The sequence below is a fragment of the Yinghuangia aomiensis genome (assembly GCF_039542225.1).
Lineage (GTDB): Bacteria > Actinomycetota > Actinomycetes > Streptomycetales > Streptomycetaceae > Yinghuangia > Yinghuangia aomiensis.
Genome location: NZ_BAABHS010000014.1, coordinates 212,356 through 231,979, shown reverse-complemented (window position 1 = coordinate 231,979; position 19,624 = coordinate 212,356). Strand labels below are relative to the sequence as shown.

General features: G+C 71.6%; 19 protein-coding genes and 1 pseudogene. 10 read left to right on the top strand and 10 right to left on the bottom strand.

From position 1 onward, the window contains the following. Positions 1 to 27: 27 nt before the first annotated feature. The 8 genes from ABEA93_RS21095 (at position 28) to ABEA93_RS21060 (ending at position 6,684) form a co-directional block, all read left to right on the top strand. Positions 28 to 861, top strand: a complete 834-nt coding sequence (locus tag ABEA93_RS21095; RefSeq protein WP_425585031.1) for a glycosyltransferase family 2 protein — start codon at positions 28 to 30, stop codon at positions 859 to 861. A 41-nt stretch (positions 862 to 902) separates the two neighbouring features. Continuing rightward, entirely contained in the window at positions 903 to 1,814 is a 912-nt protein-coding gene (locus ABEA93_RS21090; protein ID WP_345677192.1) for an ABC transporter permease, read from the top strand. Further along, on the top strand, positions 1,807 to 2,613 hold the full coding sequence (locus tag ABEA93_RS21085) for an ABC transporter ATP-binding protein (RefSeq protein ID WP_345677191.1): 807 nt from the start codon (positions 1,807 to 1,809) through the stop codon (positions 2,611 to 2,613). The genes ABEA93_RS21090 and ABEA93_RS21085 overlap by 8 nt, the downstream gene beginning before the upstream one ends. Positions 2,614 to 2,733: 120 nt before the next feature. Then, positions 2,734 to 3,372, top strand: a complete 639-nt coding sequence (locus ABEA93_RS21080) for a phosphatase PAP2 family protein (RefSeq protein WP_345677190.1) — start codon at positions 2,734 to 2,736, stop codon at positions 3,370 to 3,372. Positions 3,373 to 3,589: 217 nt separating this feature from the next. Beyond that, the gene (locus ABEA93_RS21075; protein WP_345677189.1) at positions 3,590 to 4,249 is read left to right on the top strand and encodes a hypothetical protein; all 660 of its coding nucleotides are present in this window, start codon (positions 3,590 to 3,592) and stop codon (positions 4,247 to 4,249) included. 112 nt (positions 4,250 to 4,361) lie between these two features. Then, positions 4,362 to 5,138 (top strand): GntR family transcriptional regulator, encoded by a 777-nt coding sequence (locus ABEA93_RS21070; protein WP_345677188.1) that lies wholly within the window; start codon positions 4,362 to 4,364, stop codon positions 5,136 to 5,138. A 107-nt stretch (positions 5,139 to 5,245) separates the two neighbouring features. Next, entirely contained in the window at positions 5,246 to 6,154 is a 909-nt protein-coding gene (locus ABEA93_RS21065; RefSeq protein WP_345677187.1) for an SCO4651 family lipoprotein, read from the top strand. Between the two features lie 338 nt (positions 6,155 to 6,492). Continuing rightward, a complete protein-coding gene (locus ABEA93_RS21060; protein WP_345677186.1) occupies positions 6,493 to 6,684 on the top strand; it encodes a hypothetical protein in 192 nt (63 codons plus the stop codon). A 502-nt stretch (positions 6,685 to 7,186) separates the two neighbouring features. Here the strand turns inward: ABEA93_RS21060 and ABEA93_RS21055 are convergent. Beyond that, positions 7,187 to 7,573: a metal-sensitive transcriptional regulator gene (locus ABEA93_RS21055; RefSeq protein WP_345677185.1), complete on the bottom strand. Its 387-nt coding sequence runs from the start codon at positions 7,571 to 7,573 to the stop codon at positions 7,187 to 7,189. 410 nt (positions 7,574 to 7,983) lie between these two features. On the opposite strand from ABEA93_RS21055, the gene ABEA93_RS21050 reads away from it, so the two are divergent. Further along, a complete protein-coding gene (locus tag ABEA93_RS21050) occupies positions 7,984 to 8,604 on the top strand; it encodes a DUF47 domain-containing protein (protein WP_345677184.1) in 621 nt (206 codons plus the stop codon). A gap of 18 nt (positions 8,605 to 8,622) precedes the next feature. Further along, positions 8,623 to 9,609, top strand: coding sequence for an inorganic phosphate transporter (locus ABEA93_RS21045; protein ID WP_345677218.1), 987 nt, complete (start codon positions 8,623 to 8,625; stop codon positions 9,607 to 9,609). Positions 9,610 to 9,712: 103 nt separating this feature from the next. Here the strand turns inward: ABEA93_RS21045 and pstB are convergent, their stop codons facing one another. The 9 genes and pseudogenes from pstB to mshD form a co-directional block, all read right to left on the bottom strand. Continuing rightward, positions 9,713 to 10,489, bottom strand: coding sequence for a phosphate ABC transporter ATP-binding protein PstB (gene pstB, locus ABEA93_RS21040; RefSeq protein ID WP_345677217.1), 777 nt, complete (start codon positions 10,487 to 10,489; stop codon positions 9,713 to 9,715). A gap of 101 nt (positions 10,490 to 10,590) precedes the next feature. Beyond that, positions 10,591 to 11,661 (bottom strand): phosphate ABC transporter permease PstA, encoded by a 1,071-nt coding sequence (gene pstA, locus ABEA93_RS21035; protein ID WP_425585024.1) that lies wholly within the window; start codon positions 11,659 to 11,661, stop codon positions 10,591 to 10,593. After that, the gene (gene pstC, locus ABEA93_RS21030; protein ID WP_345677183.1) at positions 11,658 to 12,689 is read right to left on the bottom strand and encodes a phosphate ABC transporter permease subunit PstC; all 1,032 of its coding nucleotides are present in this window, start codon (positions 12,687 to 12,689) and stop codon (positions 11,658 to 11,660) included. Before pstC ends, pstA begins: the two co-directional genes overlap by 4 nt. Positions 12,690 to 12,754: 65 nt before the next feature. Further along, positions 12,755 to 13,936, bottom strand: a complete 1,182-nt coding sequence (gene pstS / locus ABEA93_RS21025) for a phosphate ABC transporter substrate-binding protein PstS (protein WP_425585022.1) — start codon at positions 13,934 to 13,936, stop codon at positions 12,755 to 12,757. A 278-nt stretch (positions 13,937 to 14,214) separates the two neighbouring features. Next, entirely contained in the window at positions 14,215 to 14,691 is a 477-nt protein-coding gene (locus tag ABEA93_RS21020; RefSeq protein WP_425585029.1) for a SixA phosphatase family protein, read from the bottom strand. 33 nt (positions 14,692 to 14,724) lie between these two features. Beyond that, positions 14,725 to 15,117, bottom strand: a pseudogene (locus ABEA93_RS21015) (NUDIX hydrolase); the annotation flags it as partial. Positions 15,118 to 15,179: 62 nt separating this feature from the next. Next, positions 15,180 to 16,262 (bottom strand): CHAD domain-containing protein, encoded by a 1,083-nt coding sequence (locus tag ABEA93_RS21010; RefSeq protein WP_345677181.1) that lies wholly within the window; start codon positions 16,260 to 16,262, stop codon positions 15,180 to 15,182. Further along, positions 16,249 to 18,453: an RNA degradosome polyphosphate kinase gene (locus tag ABEA93_RS21005; protein WP_345677180.1), complete on the bottom strand. Its 2,205-nt coding sequence runs from the start codon at positions 18,451 to 18,453 to the stop codon at positions 16,249 to 16,251. The genes ABEA93_RS21010 and ABEA93_RS21005 overlap by 14 nt, the downstream gene beginning before the upstream one ends. 187 nt (positions 18,454 to 18,640) lie before the next feature. Next, positions 18,641 to 19,588, bottom strand: a complete 948-nt coding sequence (gene mshD / locus ABEA93_RS21000) for a mycothiol synthase (RefSeq protein ID WP_345677179.1) — start codon at positions 19,586 to 19,588, stop codon at positions 18,641 to 18,643. Positions 19,589 to 19,624 lie beyond the last annotated feature (36 nt).

Here is a 19,624-nt window from a genome sequence, read left to right as displayed (position 1 = left end):
GTGTCACTCGGCGCGGTCGTCCTCACCATGGGCGACCGGCCCGACGCGCTGTCCGCGCTGCTCGACTCGGTGGCCGCCCAGCAGGGCGCCCCGATAGACGTGGTCGTGGTCGCCAACGGCGGTCCCGTGCCCGAGGTCGCGGGGGAGAAGGTGCGCACCGTCGCCCTCCCCGAGAACGTCGGCATACCGGCCGGACGCAACGTCGGCGCCGCGGAGCTCGACGACGACGTCGTGCTGTTCCTGGACGACGACGGCCGGCTCCCGGACCCGGAGACCGCGCGCCTGCTGCGCGCGGCCTTCGACGCGGACCCGAAGCTGGGCATCGTCAGCTTCCGCATCGTCGACCCGGAGACCGGCGAAACGCAGCGCAGGCACGTGCCGCGGCTGCGCGCCTCCGACCCGGAGCGGTCCAGCGCCGCCACCACCTTCCTCGGTGGCGCCTGCGCGATCCGCGCCGCGGTGCTGCGGGAAGTCGGCGGCCTGCCCGACGACTTCTTCTACGCGCACGAGGAAACCGACCTGGCATGGCGGGCCATCGACGCCGGCTGGAAGGTCGAGTACCGTGCCGACGTCCTCTTGGAGCACCCGGCCACCAGCCCGGCCCGGCACGCGGCGTTCTTCCGTATGAACGCCCGCAACCGGGTATGGCTGGCCCGGCGCAATCTGCCGTGGCCGATCGTGCCGGTGTACCTCGGAACCTGGATCGTGATCACCACCGCGCGGCGGCCGTCCAAGGAAGCCATGCAGGCGTGGCGCGGCGGTTTCCGGGAAGGCTGGAACGCTTCCTGCGGCGGACGGCGTCCCATGTCCTGGCGAACCGTTTGGCGGATGACCCGCTTGGGCCGCCCGCCCATCGTCTGATCTTCCACCTGCCCCCGAAGGCCCGAATCGAAAGTGTCATTGTGGCCAACAGCGCAACGACCGACGCTCTCCCCAGGAGTTCCCCGCCAGGCGACGGGGAGTCGCTCGCGGAACTCGCCGCCCGGCACGGGCTGACCGTCAGCGGCGCGCGCCCGGGTCTGGGCGCGTACGTCAAACAGCTCTGGCAGCGGCGCCACTTCATCGTCGCGTTCGCCAACGCCAAGACTCGCGCGTCGTACAGCGACGCCAGGCTCGGACAGGTCTGGCAGATCCTCACGCCGCTGCTCAACGCGGCGATCTACTACTTGATCTTCGGCCTCATGCTGAAGACCAACCGGGGCGTTCCGAACTTCATCGCCTTCCTCGTCACCGGCATCTTCGTGTTCGGCTTCACGCAGAGCGCGGTGCTGGCCGGGACCCGGTCCATCAGCGGCCAGCTCAACCTGATCCGCGCCCTGCACTTCCCGCGCGCCAGCCTGCCGATCTCGTTCACCATCGTGCAGCTCCAGCAGCTGCTCATCTCGATGATCGTGCTGTGCGGCATCGTGCTGGCCAAGGGCGAGCCGCTGACGCTCAAGTGGCTGCTGGTCGTGCCGGTGCTGATGCTGCAGTTCGTGTTCAACATCGGGCTCAGCATGATCGTCGCGCGGTTCGGCGCGGTGGTCACCGACATCAACCAGCTGATGCCGTTCATCCTGCGGACCTGGCTGTACACGTCGGGCGTCTTCTACAGCATCGACAACTTCACCAAGGACGCGCCCGCCTGGGTGCGGCACGCGCTGGACCTCAATCCCATCGCGGTGTACATCGAGCTGGTCCGCGACTCCCTGATCGAAAGCCACTCCGGTGTGCCAACCTGGACGTGGGGCGTGGCCGCCGCCTGGGCCCTCGTCATCGGCGTCGGCGGGTTCATCTACTTCTGGCGTGCGGAAGAGAGGTACGGACGTGGCTGACACCGCTGTCGCGGACGGCGCCGCGACGACCGAGAAGGTCGCCGAGAGTGCCCCCACCGTCGTCGTCGACGACGTGCACCTCGTCTACCGCGTGCACGGCGCCGGCGCGGGCAAGGGCAGCGCGACCTCCGCGCTGTCCCGCATCGTGGCCCGCAAGAAGGCGACCGGCATCACCGAGGTGCACGCGGTCAAGGGCGTCAGCTTCGTCGCCTACCGCGGCGAGGCGATCGGCCTCATCGGCCGCAACGGCTCCGGCAAGAGCACCCTGCTGCGCTGCGTCGCGGGCCTGCTGCCGCCGACCAGGGGCAAGATCTACACGGACGGCCAGCCGTCGCTGCTCGGCGTCAACGCCGCGATGATGAACGAGCTGACGGGTGAGCGGAACATCATCCTCGGCTGCCTCGCCATGGGCATGTCGCAGGAGGAAGCCCAGACCCGGTACACCGAGATCGCCGAGTTCTCCGGCCTGGAGAAGATGAGCCCGGGCATCCTCAGCCGCCCGATGCGCACCTACTCCTCGGGCCAGGGCGCGCGCCTGCGGTTCTCCATCGCCGCGGCCAAGACGCACGACGTGCTGATGATCGACGAGGCGCTCGCCACCGGCGACCGCGAGTTCCAGCTGCGCAGCGAGGCCCGCATCCGCGAACTGCGCGCGCAGGCCGGCTCGGTGTTCCTGGTCAGCCACAGCATGAAGTCCATCCGGGACACGTGCGACCGGGTCATCTGGCTGCACGACGGGACGATCCTCGCCGACGGGCCGACCGACGAGGTGGTGGCCGCGTACGAGAAGGGCCGCTGACGGGATTCGCTCGTCCGGGGGGAAGACCGGGGAATTGCGGGGGATTCCGTCACGTCCGGGAACCACACGGATACTCCCGGACGTGAACATTCGAGGACGAACTTCCCGGAGGTATCCCGCGTGACCGTGTACGCCCTGCCCGCCGCCAGCTCCGCGCCGCCGCTCGCCGCCGACAACGTCGACCTCGACGTCCTCAAGGGCGTCAACGGGTTCGCCGACGACACGTCGTGGGCGCACGGTGCGATGGAGTTCCTCGGCGAGTTCGGCCTGCTCGCGGTGCTCGGGCTGATCGTCGGCCTCGCGTGGTTCCGGGCCCGCAAGCGGCCCGACCACGACGTGGCGGTCGCGGGCGTGCTGTGGGCGCCGATCGCCGCGCTGATCGCGGAGCTGGCCAACATGCCGCTGCGCGACTGGGTGGACCGGCCGCGGCCGTTCGTCACGCATCCCGCGGAGATCCACGTGCTCGTGGAAGGCAAGGACGACCCGTCGTTCGCGTCCGACCACGCGCTGCTCACCATGTCCATCGCGGTGGCGCTGCTGCTGGTCGACCGGAAGCTCGGGGCCGTGGCGGTGCTCGTCGCGGTGCTGCAGGGCCTCGCCCGGCTGTACGTCGGCGTGCACTACCCGACGGACGTCATCGGCGGCTTCGCGCTCGGCGCGCTCGTCGCGCTGGCGCTGTCGCCGCTCGCGCTGCGCGCATTGCTGCCGCTGGTCCGCCGGTTGGAACGCACGCCGCTGCGGCCGCTGGTGGCCGCCTGAGCACTCGACGACCGCTTTCGCCGACCCGGCCGGTTTCCGGCCGGGTCGGTCGTTTTTTGCGGTTCCCGCCCGCCCCACCCGTCCCTCCTGCCAGACTCGCCCCGTTCGGCGGTGATCCGTCACCGGGTCCAGGCGTCACCCCTCCGCGCCGCGCCGGGCTTGTTTCCGCGTGCCCGCCGTCCCGCGGGACGCGTTTTGCCACGACGAGGGGTCCCCTGTGTCTGTCCGTCTGTCCGTCCGCGCCCTGCTCGCTCCGGTGACCTGCGCCGCGGCGCTGCTCGCCGCCGGTCCCGCCGCGGCCGCCGCCACCGCGCCCGCCGCCACCGCGCCCGCCGCCTCCGCCACTCCGCCCGCGGCCACCGCCGACCGCGTCCAGACGACGCTGCGCGACGTCGTCGACCTGCAACTCCTCCAGCCCACATGCGGCGAGCGCGGCGCCCTGACCGCCGCCGCGGTGGACGCCCTGCACACCATCGGCATCGAAGCCAAGCTCACCGGCCTGCCCACGCTCGACCTCGGGCCGCTCGGGTGGATCGGCTTCGGCACCCAGCACCCCGGGCAGGCGGTGGCCGTCGAACTCCACTTGCTGCCGAACGGCAGCGCGCCGGTCACCCTGACGCTGGGGGCGAAGCCGTGCCCGACGGCGGCCTCGGCGACGCCGACGGCACGCGCGGCGACGTCGGCGCCCGCGACCGCCGCTCCGGCGGGCAAGCCGGCCGCCGCGACGGCGGCGCCGCAGGCGGCGGCCGGTCCGGAACTGGCGCACACCGGCGGCAGCGGGACGCCGACGTGGCCGTACGTCGCGGTGGCGGGCGCGCTGCTGACGGCGGGGGCGGTGACGACCGGAGTGGCGCGGCGCCGGGCGGGACGGGGCTGACGGCTTTTCGCCGAACACCGCGTCCGCGCCCCGCCGTCGGCCGTCCGCCAAGCTGCGCCGTCCGGGCGAACTTGGATACGGTCGGGGAGGCCACGGAGGGACGTGAAGCGGGATGGACGAGCCGGCGGCGGAAACCGGATCGGAGGGCGGCAAAGGCCGCTTGGGGGAGCGGCTGAGTCTGCGCGAGCAGGTCGCCCGGGCGATCCGCGCGGCGCTGGTCGCCGGCGAAATGCGGCCCGGTGTCGTCTACTCCGCTCCCGGCCTTGCCGCCCGGTTCGGCGTCTCCGCGACGCCGGTCCGCGAGGCATTACTCGACTTGGCGAAGGACGGGCTCGTCGAACCCGTGCGCAACAAGGGATTCCGGGTCCGCGCCCTCTCCGCGCGCGACGCCGACGAGATCCACCGCTTGCGCCGGCTCCTCGAAGTCCCCACCGTCGCCGACCTCGCGCGTGACGGCTGCGCCGACGCGCTGCCCGCCCTGCGGGCCCTCGCCGACGACGTGGCCGAGGCCGTCAAGCACGGCGACGTCCTCGGCTACGTCCTCGCCGACCAGCGTTTCCACACCCGCCTGCTGGAACTCTCCGGCAACGCCCGCCTCGTCCGCATCGTCCTCGAACTGCGGTCGCAGGCCCGGCTCTACCGCCTCCGCCCGCTCGTCGAGCGCGGCGAACTGAGCCGCACCGCGCACGACCACCACGACCTGCTCGACCTGATCGAGGCCCGCGACCCGGACGGCGCCGCTGTGCTGATGGAGCGTCACCTGGTGTGGTCGCGCCGCATGGAACCCGAAGAGGCCGCCGCCGAGCACGTCGAACCCGTCACCGCGTCCGGCCCGTTCGCCGAGAGGCCCGCACCCGGATTCCCGGAAAAACCGTTCGGTGCCCCGTGACCCGGCGCGCACCCGCTCGTTCCTCACCTTGAGCGGTGGCGCGGCTGCGATGCCCGCGCCCGCGCGGCCGACGGGGCCGACCGAGGACCTCCAGCGGGAGTCGTGGGATGAAGTTCCGGATCGTGCTGACCGGTGCGTGCGCGGGTGCCCTGGTGCTGACCGGCTGCGGGGCGGGCGGCGGAGCGAAGCCGGCGTCCGCGGGACAGCCCGAAGCGGTCGCCGCGGTGCGCGCCGCCACCGCCACGACCGTGGACGCCGGCAGTTCGCGGACCCGCACCACGATGACCATGTCGTCCGGCGACCGCACCGTCACCCTCACCGGCCAGGGCCTGTTCGACTACCGCCGCCGGGTCGGCACGGTGAGCCTGGACGTCCCGAAGGACTCCGGCCTGACCGGCCCGCTCCAGGAAGTCGTCACGCCCGAGGCGCTGTACATGAAGAACGCGACGCCGGGCGTGCCCGCCGACAAGTGGGTCCGGATCGAGGTGCGCGGCCTCGCCGACGGCAACCTCATCAGCGGCGGCAGCGCCGACCCGACGACGTCCTTCGAAATACTGCGCGGCGTCAACGACGACGTGGTGCTGGCCGGGACGGAGAAGCTGGGCGCTGACGACGTCCGGAAGTACACCGGCACGCTCGACATCCGCAAGGCGCACGACCTGACGCCGGAGAACCAGCGCGCCCCGCTCGCCGCCGCGCTGAAGAGCTTTGCCAGCCCGACGATTCCGTTCGAGGTGCTGCTGGACGCGCAGGGCCGGCTGCGCAAGGTGCAGGAGGAGTTCAACCTGGCGTCCGGCGGTTCGGGCGGCAAGGCGGAGCGCACCGCGAAGGTCGTTTCGGCCGCCGAGCTTTACGACTTCGGCGTCCCGGTGCAGGTGCAGCCGCCGCGCCCCGACGAGCTGTACGTGGCCGACGGCGCGGCGACGCCGCCCGCGGGCGCCCCGGCGAGCCCGGCGGCCTCGCCGTCCGCGTCCGGCAGCGCGTCGCCCACCGCGTCGCCGACCCGCAAGCGCTGACCCACCCGCGCGGGGCGGGCCGGATCCTCCGGCCCGCCCCGTCGGCGTCTGCGGATGCCGCCACCGGAAATCCGAACGCCGCACCCACCGGCCCCGTATCGTGGCCGGACGGCCCCGTCCGACCCGCGCACCGGCGCGAACGCGGCGCGGCGGCCGCACCGCACCACTCCGCGCGCCGGTCGCGCGCCGCCCCGATGACGGCCGCGCCCCGCGGGAGCGGGCGGTGCGCAAATGGCCCATGCGTGTCATGCGCACGCCCTTCGGGCGCCCCTAGGCTGGGTGCGCCCGGCCGGGCGGACGTCCCTGCCCCGCCCGCGGCAGCCAAGGAGGTGGTGTGGGTGACACCGTTCTCTGATGTACGACTGCACGACCTGGTGGTCTTCGACGAGATCGAGCTCTACGGCGACCTGATCATCGCCGCGTCCCAGAGCGAAGGCCCGCTCACCCAGGCGGAAATCGACGCCGTCCTCGGCATCGCCGCTCCCCAGTCGGCCCCTTGGCCGACCCCGGCCCACCCGACCGAGGACTGACCCGACCGCGGACACCCTCCGGCGTGCCTGCCCGGTCGACCGCCGGAGGCTCGTTGCCGAGCCGAACCCGCGATGCCGGCCCCGCCCGAGTCTCCGGCACCGACGAGTTCCGGCCACACGGAGCATCCGGCCGCGGGCTCGCCCACCGGACCGGTCCACGGCGGCCACCACCGATCGCCGACCACCCCTCGCATCGCCGGGTGTTCGGAATCGCCCAGCTCGACCACCTATGACGCGTAGGAGACGTGCGCGCGACCCCACGCGGACGCCCGCCCAACGCAGCCTCCCCACGCCGACCGGGGCCGCCGCCTTGCTGGACAACCCGCTTCCCGCCCGCCCCAGGGTGCCCGAATTTCGTCCGTCGACAGCCCTGCCCGGCCGCGACATCGCAGCTCGGCCGCGCCGCCGGACCACTCCCGTCCCGACGCCGCGACCGAGGCCGAAACCGGACCCGGGGCCCGCCCGTCTTCGCTTCGCGCCCGCGGACCGGGCCGTCCGGTCCTCAGCTCCGCACCAGCCGCGCGATCGCCTGCGAAGCCTCCTTCACCTTGGCGTCCGCTTCCGGTCCGCCCTGTTCGACCGCGTGTGCGACACAATGGGCGAGGTGCTCTTCGAGCATGCTCAGGGCGAAGGCCTGCAGCGCCTTGGTGGCCGCGGAGACCTGGGTGAGGACGTCGATGCAGTACTCGTCTTCGGAGACCATCCGCTGGAGCCCGCGGACCTGGCCCTCGATGCGGCGCAGCCGCTTGAGGTGCTCGTCCTTCCGCGCGCTGTAGCCGTGGCCGCCATGGCCGTGGCCTGCGTGGTCGTGGCCCGCGTGGGCGCCCGAGGTGGCGTCGGCGGGGGTGGCTGCGGTGGTGCCGGGCGTCTCGGCCTGCGTGGTGTCCATGCCTCAAATTTACCCCCGGGGGGTATTTTCGGCAAGCATTCGGCAGCTCTCTCGGCCACCCCGGGGGCGTCATGCCGACAAAGTGATCGGATGTGACATGGGCAACACCGGCCGCCGAAGCGGAACTCCGCGAACCGGATCGTCCCGCGCGCCCTACTCTTCTCTGTGCGACGGGCACCCATCCGCCCGGAATGGCCGCATCCGCCGCGCCGTCCGGCCTCTGGGCCGGCCCGCGCGGTTCCGGCGGCCCTCCGGATGCGAGGGCCGGCCGTCGCGGTGCGCGTGTGCCCTGTTACGCCCGGGTACAAGCCGGACCGGTGCGGCCTCGGCCGGCCGTCCCCCGGTTTGTATTACGCCAGTGACGAGCGCCTAGCATCGTCAGGACCGCATTCCTCATCCCGGAGATCTCTGTGCGATTGCGTCTGACCCCCAGGGAGACGAGCTTCTACGACATGTTCGCCACCGCGGCGGACAACCTGGTCACCGCATCCAAGCTCCTGACCGAGCTGCTCGGCGCCGAGGTCTCCGCTCGTCCGGAGATCGCGGAACGGATGCGCGCGGCCGAACACGCCGGCGACGACGCGACCCATGCGATCCTGCGCCAGCTGAACTCGTCGTTCATCACCCCCTTCGACCGCGAGGACATCTACACCCTGGCCTCGCAGCTCGACGACGTCATGGACTACATGGACGAGGCCGTCGACCTCGTCGTGCTGTACCAGCTGGACGAACTGCCGCCGCAGATCGCCGACCAGATCGAGGTCCTCGTCCGGGCCGCCGAGCTGACCGCCGAGGCGATGCCCAAGCTGCGCACCATGAAGGACCTGACCGAGTACTGGATCGAGGTCAACCGCCTGGAGAACCAGGCCGACCAAGTCCACCGCAAGCTCCTCGCGCACCTGTTCAGCGGCAAGTACGACGCGCTGACGGTGTTGAAGCTCAAGGGCATCGTCGACGCCCTCGAAGAGGCCGCCGACGGGTTCGAGCACGTCGCGAACACCATCGAGACCATCACGGTCAAGGAGTCCTGACCGGTGGATCTCGTCCTGTTGAGCACCATCGCGATCATTTTGATCGCCCTGGCGTTCGACTACACGAACGGGTTCCACGACGCGGCCAACGCCATCGCCACCTCGGTGTCGACCCGGGCGCTCACGCCCCGGGCCGCGCTGGCCATGGCCGCCGTGATGAACCTCGCCGGAGCCTTCATGGGGCACGGTGTCGCGAAAACCGTGGGCAGCGGCATCATCGACGCGCCCAAGGGCAACCAAGGCCTGGTGATAGTCGCCGCGGCACTCTTCGGCGCCATCACTTGGAACCTCATCACCTGGTACTTCGGTCTTCCCTCGTCCTCTACGCACGCCCTCATCGGCGGCCTGGTCGGCGCCGCGCTCGCCGCGTCGCAGACCGTCAAGTGGGACGGCGTCTGGGACAAGGTCGTCATCCCGATGATCGTGTCGCCGATCCTCGGCTTCGGCATCGCGTACTTGCTGATGGTCGCCATCCTGTGGATCTTCCGGAAACGGAACCCGCACAAGGTGACCCGCGGTTTCCGCATGGCGCAGACCCTGTCCGCCGCCGCGATGGCGTTCGGCCACGGTCTGCAGGACGCCCAGAAGACGATGGGCATCATCGTCATGGCACTGGTCGTCGGCGGTTACCACACCGGCGACGACGTGCCGGCGTGGGTGACCGTGTCCGCCGCCATGGCGATCAGCGCGGGCACGTACGCGGGCGGGTGGCGCATCATGCGCACCCTCGGCCGCAAGGTGATCGAGCTGGACCCGCCGCGCGGGTTCGCCGCGGAGAGCACCGCGGCCGGCGTCCTGTACGTCGCGGGCATCGCCTACCAGGCCCCGGTGTCGACCACGCACACCATCACGTCGTCGATCCTCGGCGTCGGCGCCACCAAGCGGCTGTCCGCCGTGCGGTGGGGCGTCGCCGGCAACATCGTGACGGCGTGGCTGCTGACCATACCGGCCGCGGCGATCGTCGCCGCGGTGTCCTACTGGATCCTGCACGCCATCGTGCTCTGATCCGGGCCTCTCGTAGACGGAACGGGCGGTTCCCCTCGCACTGCCGAGGGGAACCGCCCGTTCCGCGTCCACCGGGTCGTCCGCCGGGTCGTCCGGTCCGTGCTCAGCCGAAGCGGCCGGCGATGTAGTCGGCGGTCGCCTCGACCTCGGGCGCCGAGAAGATCTTCTCGGTGTCGCCGATCTCCACCAGGCGGCCCGGCTGCCCCGGCCCGGCGAGGTTGAAGAACGCGGTGCGGTCGCTCACGCGCGCCGCCTGCTGCATGTTGTGCGTGACGATGACGATCGTGTACCGCTCCTTGAGCAGCGCGATCAGGTCCTCGATCGCCAGCGTCGAGATCGGGTCGAGCGCCGAGCACGGCTCGTCCATCAGCAGCACCTGCGGCTCGACGGCGATCGCGCGCGCGATGCACAGCCGCTGCTGCTGGCCGCCGGACAGGCCGGAACCCGGCTTGTTGAGGCGGTCCTTGACCTCGTTCCACAGGTTGGCGCCGCGCAGCGAGCGCTCCACGATGGCGTCGAGGTCGCCCTTCTTCTTGGTGCCGTTGAGGCGCAGGCCGGCCGCGACGTTCTCGTAGATCGACATCGTCGGGAACGGGTTCGCGCGCTGGAAGACCATGCCGACGGTGCGGCGCACCGCGACCGGGTCCACCTCGGGGCTGTAGAGGTTCTGGCCGTCGAGCTTGACCGAGCCCTCCACGCGCGCGCCGGGCACGAGTTCGTGCATGCGGTTCAGGGTGCGGATGAAGGTCGACTTGCCGCAGCCGGACGGGCCGATGAACGCCGTGACCGTGCGCGGCTCGATGGTCATCGCGATGTCTTCGACGGCCCGGTGGGCGCCGTAGTACGCGTTGAGTCCGGTGATTTCGATGCGCTTGGTCATGCCTGCCTCGGGGGCCTCGTCGCGGGCGCCGCGGCCCGGGGTCGGAAGTGCTGTGCGGGAGTCTGCGGTCTGCGGGTGCGGGATACGCGTGGTCGCCATCGTCAACGTCCTGCCTTCGGGGCCTTCCAGCGGGCGATCAGACGCGCGGCCAGGTTCAGCACCATGACGATGACGATCAGCGTCAGCGCCGCGGCCCAGGCCCGGTCGGGCGAGAACTTGTTGCCGGCGTGGTTCTGGTCGAACACGTAGAGCGGAAGGGCGCTCTGCCACCCGTTGAACGGGTCGCTGTTGATCGACTGCGACGCGCCGACCAGCAGGAGCAGCGGCGCGGTCTCGCCGATGACGCGGGCGATCGCCAGCATGACGCCGGTGATGATGCCGCCGAGCGCGGTCGGCAGGACGACCTTGAGGACGGTGCGCCACTTCGGCACGCCGAGCGCCAGGCTGGCTTCGCGCAGTTCGTTCGGGACGAGCTTGAGCATTTCCTCGGCGGACCGCACGACGGTCGGCAGCATGAGGATGAGCAGCGCGAGCGAACCGGCGAAGCCGGCCTGCTCGAACCCGAGCATCATGATCCAGAAGGCGTACACGAACAGGCCGGCCACGATCGACGGAACGCCGGTCATGACGTCGACGAAGAAGGTGATCGTCTTGGCGAGCCGGCCGCGGCCGTACTCGACCAGGTAGATCGCGGTGAGCAGGCCGATCGGCACGGCGAACAGGGTGGCGAGGCCGACCTGTTCCAGCGTGCCGATGATCGCGTGGTAGATGCCGCCGGTGTCGTCGCGCGGACCGACGCCGCGCATCGAGTGCGAGAGGAAGTAGGGCGAGAGCTTCTCGGTGCCCTTCATGACCGTGTAGCCGAGGATCGACACCAGCGGCACGATCGCGAGCACGAACGCGGTGGAGACCAGGCTGGTCGCGAAGCGGTCCTTCGCGCGGCGGCCGTCTTCCAGGCGCCACGAGGCGACGGTGACCGCGACGATGAAGAACAGGCCCGCGTAGAAGGCGCCGAGCGCCCAGTTGTCCTTGAGGGCCTTGGTGAGCACGCCCAGGCCGACCGCGCCCGCGCCGATCGCCCACGGGATCCAGCCCGGCATGGTGCGGCGGGTCAGCAGCAGCGGGCCGGACTCCGCGGGGGCGGGGACCTTTTCGGTGACGACGGTGGTCATGCGTTGGCCCCCGAGAACTCCTTGTGCCGGTTGATGACGATCCGCGCGGCGCCGTTGACGAGGAGGGTCAGCAGGAACAGCACGAGGCCGGAGGCGATGAGTGCGCCCCGGCCGAGTTCGTTGGATTCGCCGAACTGGTTCGCGATGTTCGCGGCGATCGTGTTCCCCTTGGGATCGAGGATCTGGTACACGACCTCCTGGCTCGACGACAGCACCATGGCGACGGCGATCGTCTCGCCGAGTGCGCGGCCGAGGCCGAGCATCGACGCCGAGATGATGCCCGGCTTGCCGAACGGCAGGACCGCGGTGCGGATCATCTCCCAGCGGGTGGCGCCGAGGGCCAGCGCGGCTTCCTCGTGGGCGCGCGGCACCTGGAGGAAGACCTCGCGGGTGACCGCGGCGATGATCGGCAGCACCATGATCGCCAGGATGATCCCGCAGGTGAACAAGGTGCGGGCGGTCTCGCCCGTCTCGTCCTTGTGGAAGATCGGGATCCAGCCGAGGTAGTCGCTCAGCCACATGTGCAGGTCGATGAGCTTCGGCGACAGGAACACCAGGCCCCACAGGCCGAAGACCACGCTGGGCACCGCGGCGAGCAGGTCGATGATGTAGCCGAGGGTCTGTGCCACGCGCCGGGGCGCGTAATGCGTGATGAAGAGCGCCACCCCCACCGCGACCGGCACCGCGACGAGCATCGCGATGCCCGCGCTGATGACCGTGCCGGTCACCAGGCCCGCGACGCCGAAGCTCGGCTTGGCGCCGTCGGTGATCCACGTGGAGTCGGTGAGGAAGTTCCCGTGGTTCTTGCCGAGCGCGTCGATCGCTTTGACGACCAGGAAGACCGCGATCGCGGCCATGATCACCAGCAGCAGGATTCCCGCGCCGCGCGACGAGCCGAGGAACAGCCGGTCGCCGAGCCGTACTTGGGTCTTGTTCGGCTTCGGGGCCGCGCCGGGCGCGGCAGCCGCCCGGCCGGGGCCGGAGCCGCGCTGCTTGTCGCGCGACTCCGGCGTGGTGGAGGTGGACATCTCTTCTCCGTGACTGTCGATCGTGTCGATCGGGTCAGGTGGTACTGGCTGTGTCGGCGAGGCCGTCAGGACAGCGACGCGACGGCGGTGCGGACCTTGCCGGCGATCTCGGCGGGCAGCGGCGCGTAGCCGTTGTCCTTGAGGATCGCCTGGCCCTCGTCACTGGAGGTGTAGGTGAGGAAGGACTTCACCAGCGGCAGCTTGTCCGCGGGGGTGCCCTTCTCGCACACGATCTCGTAGGTGACCAGGAGGATCGGGTACGCGCCCTCGGCCTTGGTCGCGTAGTCGAGCTGGAGCTTCAGGTCGTTGCCCTGGCCGGTGATCTTCGCGGCGGCCACGGCCTTGCCCGCGGCCTCCGGGGTCAGCTCGACCGGCTTGGAGGCACCGGTGTTGATCTGCGCGATGCCCAGGGAGTTGTTCTCCGCGAAGGAGGTCTCCATGTAGCCGATGGCGCCGTTGGTCTGCTTGACGACGCCGGCGACGCCCTCGCTGCCCTTGGCGCTCTGCCCGTCCTGGGTCGGCCAGTCCTGCGCCGCTTCGGGGGTCCACACGCCGCCCGAGGCCGCCTTCAGGTACTTGGTGAAGTTCTCGGTGGTGCCCGACTTGTCGGAACGGTGCACCGTCTGGATCGGGCTGGACGGCAGCTGCGCGCTCGGGTTCAGCGCCTTGATCTCGGCGGCGTCCCAGGTCTTGATCGAGCCGTTGAAGATGCCCGCGATCGTCTTCGCGTCCAGGACCAGGTCCTTGACGCCGGAGACGTTGTAGGCGACGGCGATCGGGCCGGTCACCATCGGCAGGTTGATCGCACTGCCGGTCTTGCAGGCCGCGGCGGCCTTCGGCGCCTCGTCGTCCTTGAGCGCCGAGTCGGAGCCCGCGAGGTTGACCTGGCCGTCGAAGAAGGCCTGGCGGCCCGCGCCCGAGCCGTTCGAGTTGTAGTTGACGGTGGTGCCCGAGCACTTCTGCTGGTAGCGCTTGATCCACTCGTCCATGGCGTTCTTCTGGGCGCTCGAACCGGCAGCGGCGAGCGTCCCCGAGGCGCAGTCGAGCTTGGCCGCCGGAGCCGCGGAGCCTCCGCTGCCGGACGCGGACGACGGCGTGTCCGTGTTGGACTTCGTGCCGCTGTCGTTGTCGTCGGAGCCGCAGGCGGTGAGCGTGAGCGCGCCGGCGACGGCTATCGCGGCGAACGCGGTGCTGCGCCGAGCGAGTCGGGGCCGAGTGGTCACGGCTGTTCCTTCCGGTTGCTTCATGAGCTTCGGGCGATGACCCGTTGGTCACCGTCGATGCCGACGTTAAGTCGACTGCGTGAAGCAAACGGCGGGAGAAAGTGAACCCGGCATGAACACAGGCGGGCCATCAGACTCCGCGCCCACTGTCCGGTTTGTCGCCGCGATTTCCCAGCGGCGAGCCTCTGGCCTGCGACTTTCCCGCGGATGTCGATCAGGGTTCACGAGGCGTTCACCAACGCGGAGCCGCGCGTTCCGCCCCCTGTGTCCGTTTCTTGACCGCCCCCGGCGCACCCCGGGGTTTACCCCTCGATCGGATACGGGGCGTGACGATCGGCCGCCGCCACCACGCCGCCCGCGGAATGCAGCACGACGAACTCCCCGGGCAGCAGCAGCTCGCCCCGGCTCCGCCCCGGCTGCGCCGCGCGCCCGGCCGCGCCCAGCAGTGCCGGCAGCACCGGCCGGTGCGAGCACACCACCACCGGGCCGCCGTCCGCGACGAGATGGCGGATCAGGTCGCCCGCCGCCGACGCCCGGTCGGCGTGCCCGTCCTCGGACAGCGCGGGCACCACTTCGACCGCGGTCCCCGTCGCGCGGCAGTACGGGTCGACCGTCTCCAGGCAGCGCAGCGACGGCGAGCTGAGCACCGCCGCCCGCCCGAACGCCGCGAGGATCCCGGCCAGCCGCTCGGCCTGCACCCGGCCCGCCGCGGTCAGCGGCCGGTCCGCGTCGCCGTCCCACTCCCCGCCCCGCGCCACCGCGCCGCAATGCCGCAGCACGATCACCGGGACCGTGGCGTACGGCGCCGCGGTCAGCTCGGCGGGCACCTTGGCGTCGCGTCCGTGCGTCATGAGGGTCGCGACCTCGTCCGGCGGCAGCCACGCGATCCGGTCCACCTCGCGGTTCACCGCGAACCGCCCGCCGCGCGCCTCCGCCGCCCAGTACCGCACCAGCTTGAGCCGGTCCTTCACCGCGTACGACTGCACGCCCAGCTCGCGGCCCAGCACCACGTCGAACCCGGTCTCCTCCAGCACCTCGCGCACCGCGGCAACGGCCGCGTGCTCGCCCGGCTCGATCTTCCCCTTGGGCAGCGACCAGTCGTCGTACTTCGGGCGGTGGACCAGCGCCACTTCGATCCCCGACGCACTGGGCCCCTCCGCGCGCCGCCACAGCACCGCGCCCGCGGCCCGTACCGGAACACGCAGCTTGTCGACGGGGTCCGCGGGCGCCGCGCGCGGGCGCGGGCCGCCGAACCAGCCGGAGAAGCCTAGGCGCCCCACCGCTCCACCTCGTCGAGCCGGTCGCGCAGCTCCGGCCACAGCGTCGCGAACGTGTACCGCGCCTCGGCGACCGCGAAGCGCTCGAGCACGTGCAGCTCGCCGAGCACGAACGCCGCCGCACCGCCCAGCCGCGGCGACACCGCGAGGTCGCGCGCCACCGCGGCGGCGAGCGCCGCGTCCTGATGGGTGCCGAGGGACTCGGTGACGGCCTTCATCCGCTTGGCGAGCCGCTTGGCCGGGGCGCCGAACTCCGGTGCGCACAAGTCCGCGGCATACCGGGCGCGCTTGCCGAGGATGCGCACGCGGTGCCAGGCGTGGTCTTCGTCGTCGGCCAGCGGCACGGGATGCCCGTACGGCACCGCCGCGGCGTCCAGCGGCAGCTTGGCGGCCCCCTTCGCCAGCTTCCCGAAGGCCTTCGCGGCGAGCGCCGGGACGGCCTGCGCGGCGGGCTCGGCGGCCTGCGCGGTCAGCGTCAGCCGCAGTCCCGGCTCGGCGAGCCGGGCGGCGAGCTGCGAGAAATCGGGGGAGTCGAGCGTCCGCAACGCGGTGGTGTGCCCGGCGGCCAGCCCGCCGCGCAGACGCCGTTCGATCGCGCCGCGGGCCCGCGGGGTGCCCGGCCGCGGCGGCAGCCGGTCGATGCCGTCGAGCAGCCGGGCCAGCAGGACTTCGTTGTCGCGTTCGCCGGACAGGCAGTCGGCCGCCCACCGCAGATCGGCGGACAGGGCCGCCGCGGGGTCCGGGTCGACCAGCGACTTGCAGGTGCGCAGCGCGCTGCGCATGCGGCGGGCCGCCACGCGCATCTGGTGGGCCGCGTCCTCGCCGCCCTCGCGCAGCCGCGGGGCCTGGCCGAGGAAGGCGGCCGCTTCGCCGGAGAGATGGTCCATGAGGACGTCGCCTGCGGTACGCACCTTCGTGCCGCCCTTTTTGCCGGCCTTGCCGGTGGTGCCGGTGGTGCTGCCGTCCGTGCCGTCTTTGTGCGCCCGCGGGCGCGGAACCTGGGGTTCCGCCGCCGTGCCGTCGGGATCCGCCGTGCCGCCGTCCGCCTTGGTCCGCCGCTCACTCCGGCCCACGCCGCCGCCTCCTCAGTTCGATGAGGTGCTCCTGCACGTCCCGCAGCACGCTGCCGTCGGGGGCCGTGGCGTGCCGCGTCCACGTCCCATCGGGGCCGAGGTGCCACGACGCGGTCTCGGCGCTCATTCCGAGGTCGACGAATTCGGCGATCTGGTCCCGGTGCCGGCCGCTCAGACGTACCGCGGCCTCGACCCGCCGGTCAAGGTTCCGGTGCATCAGATCCGCCGAACCGATCCACACTTCGGGCTCGCCGCCGTTCGCGAACACCCAGACCCGCGAGTGCTCCAGGAAGCGGCCCAGGATGCTGCGCACCCGGATGTTCTCCGACAGGCCGCGCACGCCCGGCCGCAGCGCGCATATTCCGCGGATCCACAGGTCGACCGGCACACCCGCCTGCGAGGCCCGGTAGAGGGCGTCGATCACGGTCTCGTCGACTATCGAGTTCGACTTGAGCCGGATGTACGCGGGATCGCCCTTCTCCTGGTTGGCGATCTCCCGCTCGATGCGTTCGACGAGGCCGTTGCGCAGCGAGTGGGGCGCGACGAGCAGCCGCCGGAACGTCTGCGCGCGCGAGTACCCGGACAGCCGGTTGAACAGGTTCGACAGGTCCTCGCCGACCTGCGGGTCGACGGTGAGCAGGCCCATGTCCTCGTACAGGCGTGCGGTCTTCGGGTTGTAGTTGCCCGTGCCTATGTGGCAGTAACGGCGCAGCGTGTCGCCTTCCTGCCGGACGACGAGCGACAGCTTGCAGTGCGTCTTGAGGCCGACGACGCCGTGCACGACGTGGCAGCCCGCCTGCTCCAGCTTGCGGGCCCATTCGATGTTGGCGCTCTCGTCGAAGCGGGCTTTGAGTTCGACGAGGACGAGCACCTGCTTGCCGGACTCGGCGGCGTCGATGAGCGCGTCCACGATCGGCGAGTCGCCGGAGGTGCGGTACAGGGTCTGCTTGATGGCCAGGACCTGCGGGTCGGCGGCGGCCTGCTCGAGGAAGGCCTGCACCGACGTCGCGAACGAGTCGTAGGGGTGGTGCACCAGCACGTCGCGCCGCCGCATCGCGGAGAACACGTCGGCGGAGTGCGCGGTCTCCACCTCGGCCAGGTCGCGGTGCGTGCCCGCGATGAACTTGCGGTACTTCAGCTCGGGGCGGTCCAAGTCGGCGATCGCGTGCAGGCCGGTCAGGTCGAGCGGCGCCGACAACGGGTAGACCTCCTTCTCCGCGATGCCGAGTTCGCGGACGAGCAGGTCGAGGACCATCGGGTCGATGGTCTCCTCGACCTCCAGGCGCACCGGCGGGCCGAAGCGGCGGCGCATGAGTTCCCGCTCCAGGGCTTGGAGCAGGTTCTCGGCGTCGTCCTCCTCGACTTCCAGGTCCTCGTTGCGGGTGACCCGGAAGGCGTGCCGGCCGAGGATCTCCATACCGGGGAACAAATCGCCCAAGTGCGCGGCGATGACATCTTCCAGCGGCACGAACCGGGCCGGGGAGACCTCGATGAAGCGCTGCAGCAGCGGCGGCACCTTGACACGCGCGAAGTGCTGGTTGCCGGAGCGCGGGTTGCGGACGACCACGGCCAGGTTCAGCGACAGGCCGGAAATGTAGGGGAACGGGTGCGCGGGGTCGACGGCCAGCGGCGTCAGCACCGGGAAGATCCGCTCGCGGAAGAGCGTGTAGAGCGACTGGTGCTCGCCCTCGGTCAGATCGTCCCAGCGCAGCAGCTCGATGTCGGAGTCGGCGAGCGCGGGCAGCACGTCGTGGTGGAAGCAGGTCGCGTGGCGCGCCATGAGGGCGCGGCTGCGGGACCAGATGTTCTCCAGCACTTCGCGGGGCTGAAGACCGCTGGCCGCGCGCACGGCCATGCCGGTGGCTATGCGGCGCTTGAGGCCGGCCACCCGGACCATGAAGAACTCGTCCAGGTTCGACGCGAAGATGGCCAGGAACCGGGCCCGCTCCAGCAGCGGCGTCGCGGGGTCCTCGGCGAGTTCGAGGACACGTTCGTTGAACGCGAGCCAGCTTCCCTCCCGGTCCAGGAACCGGTCGGCGGGCAGGTCGGACGGGACACGGTCGGATCCGTCGACGGCGACCGCGGAACCCCCGGCGGCGTCCGCGTCGCGGGCCCCGGCGTCGACAGGGGTGACGACGGGGGCGACGGCGAGGTGGCGAGGACGGGCGGAGGCGGGCAGATCGGCGGTCATCGGATCATCCTCTCCGGCGTCGATGTCTCCAAGGTAAAGAGCAAATGGCGAAACAGCCTGCCGGGAGGTCCGGCAAAGCACGGGGAGCCGCCGCGTGGCGGGCCCGCCCCCGCCGGGCGGCGGGGGCGGCGGGAGGCCGTCGGGTGGTCGGGTTGTCGGGTGCGGCGGCGCTGCGGCGCCGGACGGGTCAGCCGGTGTACCGGTACATCACGTCCACGGTATGCACACGGAAGCCCAAGCGGGTATAGACGGAGACCGCGGCTTCGTTGTCGGCGTCTACGTAGAGCAGGACCTCGGCGAGCGGCCCGCCGTCCGCCTCCGTCTGGGCCAGATGGCGCAGTCCGACGGCGGTGAGCAGTTTGCCCAGGCCGCCGCCCTGCGCGGCCGGGTCGACGCCGACCACGTAGACCTCGCCGAGCGGGCCCTCGTCGGCGGTCGCCGGGTGCACCTTGGTCCAGTGGAAGCCGACCAGGCGCCCCGATTCGTCCTCGGCGAGGAAGAACCCGGCCGGGTCGAACCACGGCTCGGCGATCCGGCGGCGCAGGTCGTCCTGCGTCCAGGCGCCCTGCTCGGGGTGGTGCGCGAAGGCCTTGGCGTTGAGCGCCAGCCACGCGTCGTCGTCCTGGCCCGGCACGAAGGTGCGGACCGAGATCCCGGGCGGCGGGGAGGTGTCCGGCACCGCCAGGTCGGTGGCACGGCGCATCTGCCACAGCTCACGGAAGGCGGTGAAGCCGAGTTCGGTCGCCAGGTGCTCGGCGGCGCCCTGCTTGCCGTGCGCCCATACCCGCAGCCGCCCGGCGGTGTCCTTGTGCCGGGCCTCGTCGAGCAGCGCGGCGACGAGCTTGCGCCCGTTGCCGCGACCGCGCGCGGCGGGGCCGACGAACACCTCGCCCGCGGGGCCCTCGGCCGGGTCGGACACCTCGAGGTGCGCGTAGCCGGCGACCGTGCCGTCCGGTTCCCGCAGCAGCAACTCGCGGGCGCCGGGCGCTCCGTGCCGCAGCTCCAACCGGGTCTGCTCGGACAGCGGTGCCGCCCCGTCGACCCGCGCGGCCTCCTCGGCGAGCGCCAGCACCGCCACCACATCCGCGGCATCCGCGCGGCTCGTCCCGTCGATGAAAGTCTCGGAGTGCACCATGTGCCCACGGTACGGGGCGGGTCTGCCGGCAGCGGA

Excerpts from the sequence above, each read along its gene's own strand:
- pstA (WP_425585024.1), bottom strand. The coding sequence starts at position 11,661 with ATGACCACCGTCGTCACCGAAAAGGTCCCCGCCCCCGCGGAGTCCGGC.
- pstS (WP_425585022.1), bottom strand. The coding sequence starts at position 13,936 with ATGAAGCAACCGGAAGGAACAGCCGTGACCACTCGGCCCCGACTCGCT.
- pstC (WP_345677183.1), bottom strand. The coding sequence starts at position 12,689 with ATGTCCACCTCCACCACGCCGGAGTCGCGCGACAAGCAGCGCGGCTCC.
- ABEA93_RS21005 (WP_345677180.1), bottom strand. The coding sequence starts at position 18,453 with ATGACCGCCGATCTGCCCGCCTCCGCCCGTCCTCGCCACCTCGCCGTC.
- ABEA93_RS21065 (WP_345677187.1), top strand. The coding sequence starts at position 5,246 with ATGAAGTTCCGGATCGTGCTGACCGGTGCGTGCGCGGGTGCCCTGGTG.
- ABEA93_RS21070 (WP_345677188.1), top strand. The coding sequence starts at position 4,362 with ATGGACGAGCCGGCGGCGGAAACCGGATCGGAGGGCGGCAAAGGCCGC.
- pstB (WP_345677217.1), bottom strand. The coding sequence starts at position 10,489 with ATGACCAAGCGCATCGAAATCACCGGACTCAACGCGTACTACGGCGCC.
- ABEA93_RS21095 (WP_425585031.1), top strand. The coding sequence starts at position 28 with ATGGGCGACCGGCCCGACGCGCTGTCCGCGCTGCTCGACTCGGTGGCC.
- mshD (WP_345677179.1), bottom strand. The coding sequence starts at position 19,588 with ATGGTGCACTCCGAGACTTTCATCGACGGGACGAGCCGCGCGGATGCC.
- ABEA93_RS21055 (WP_345677185.1), bottom strand. The coding sequence starts at position 7,573 with ATGGACACCACGCAGGCCGAGACGCCCGGCACCACCGCAGCCACCCCC.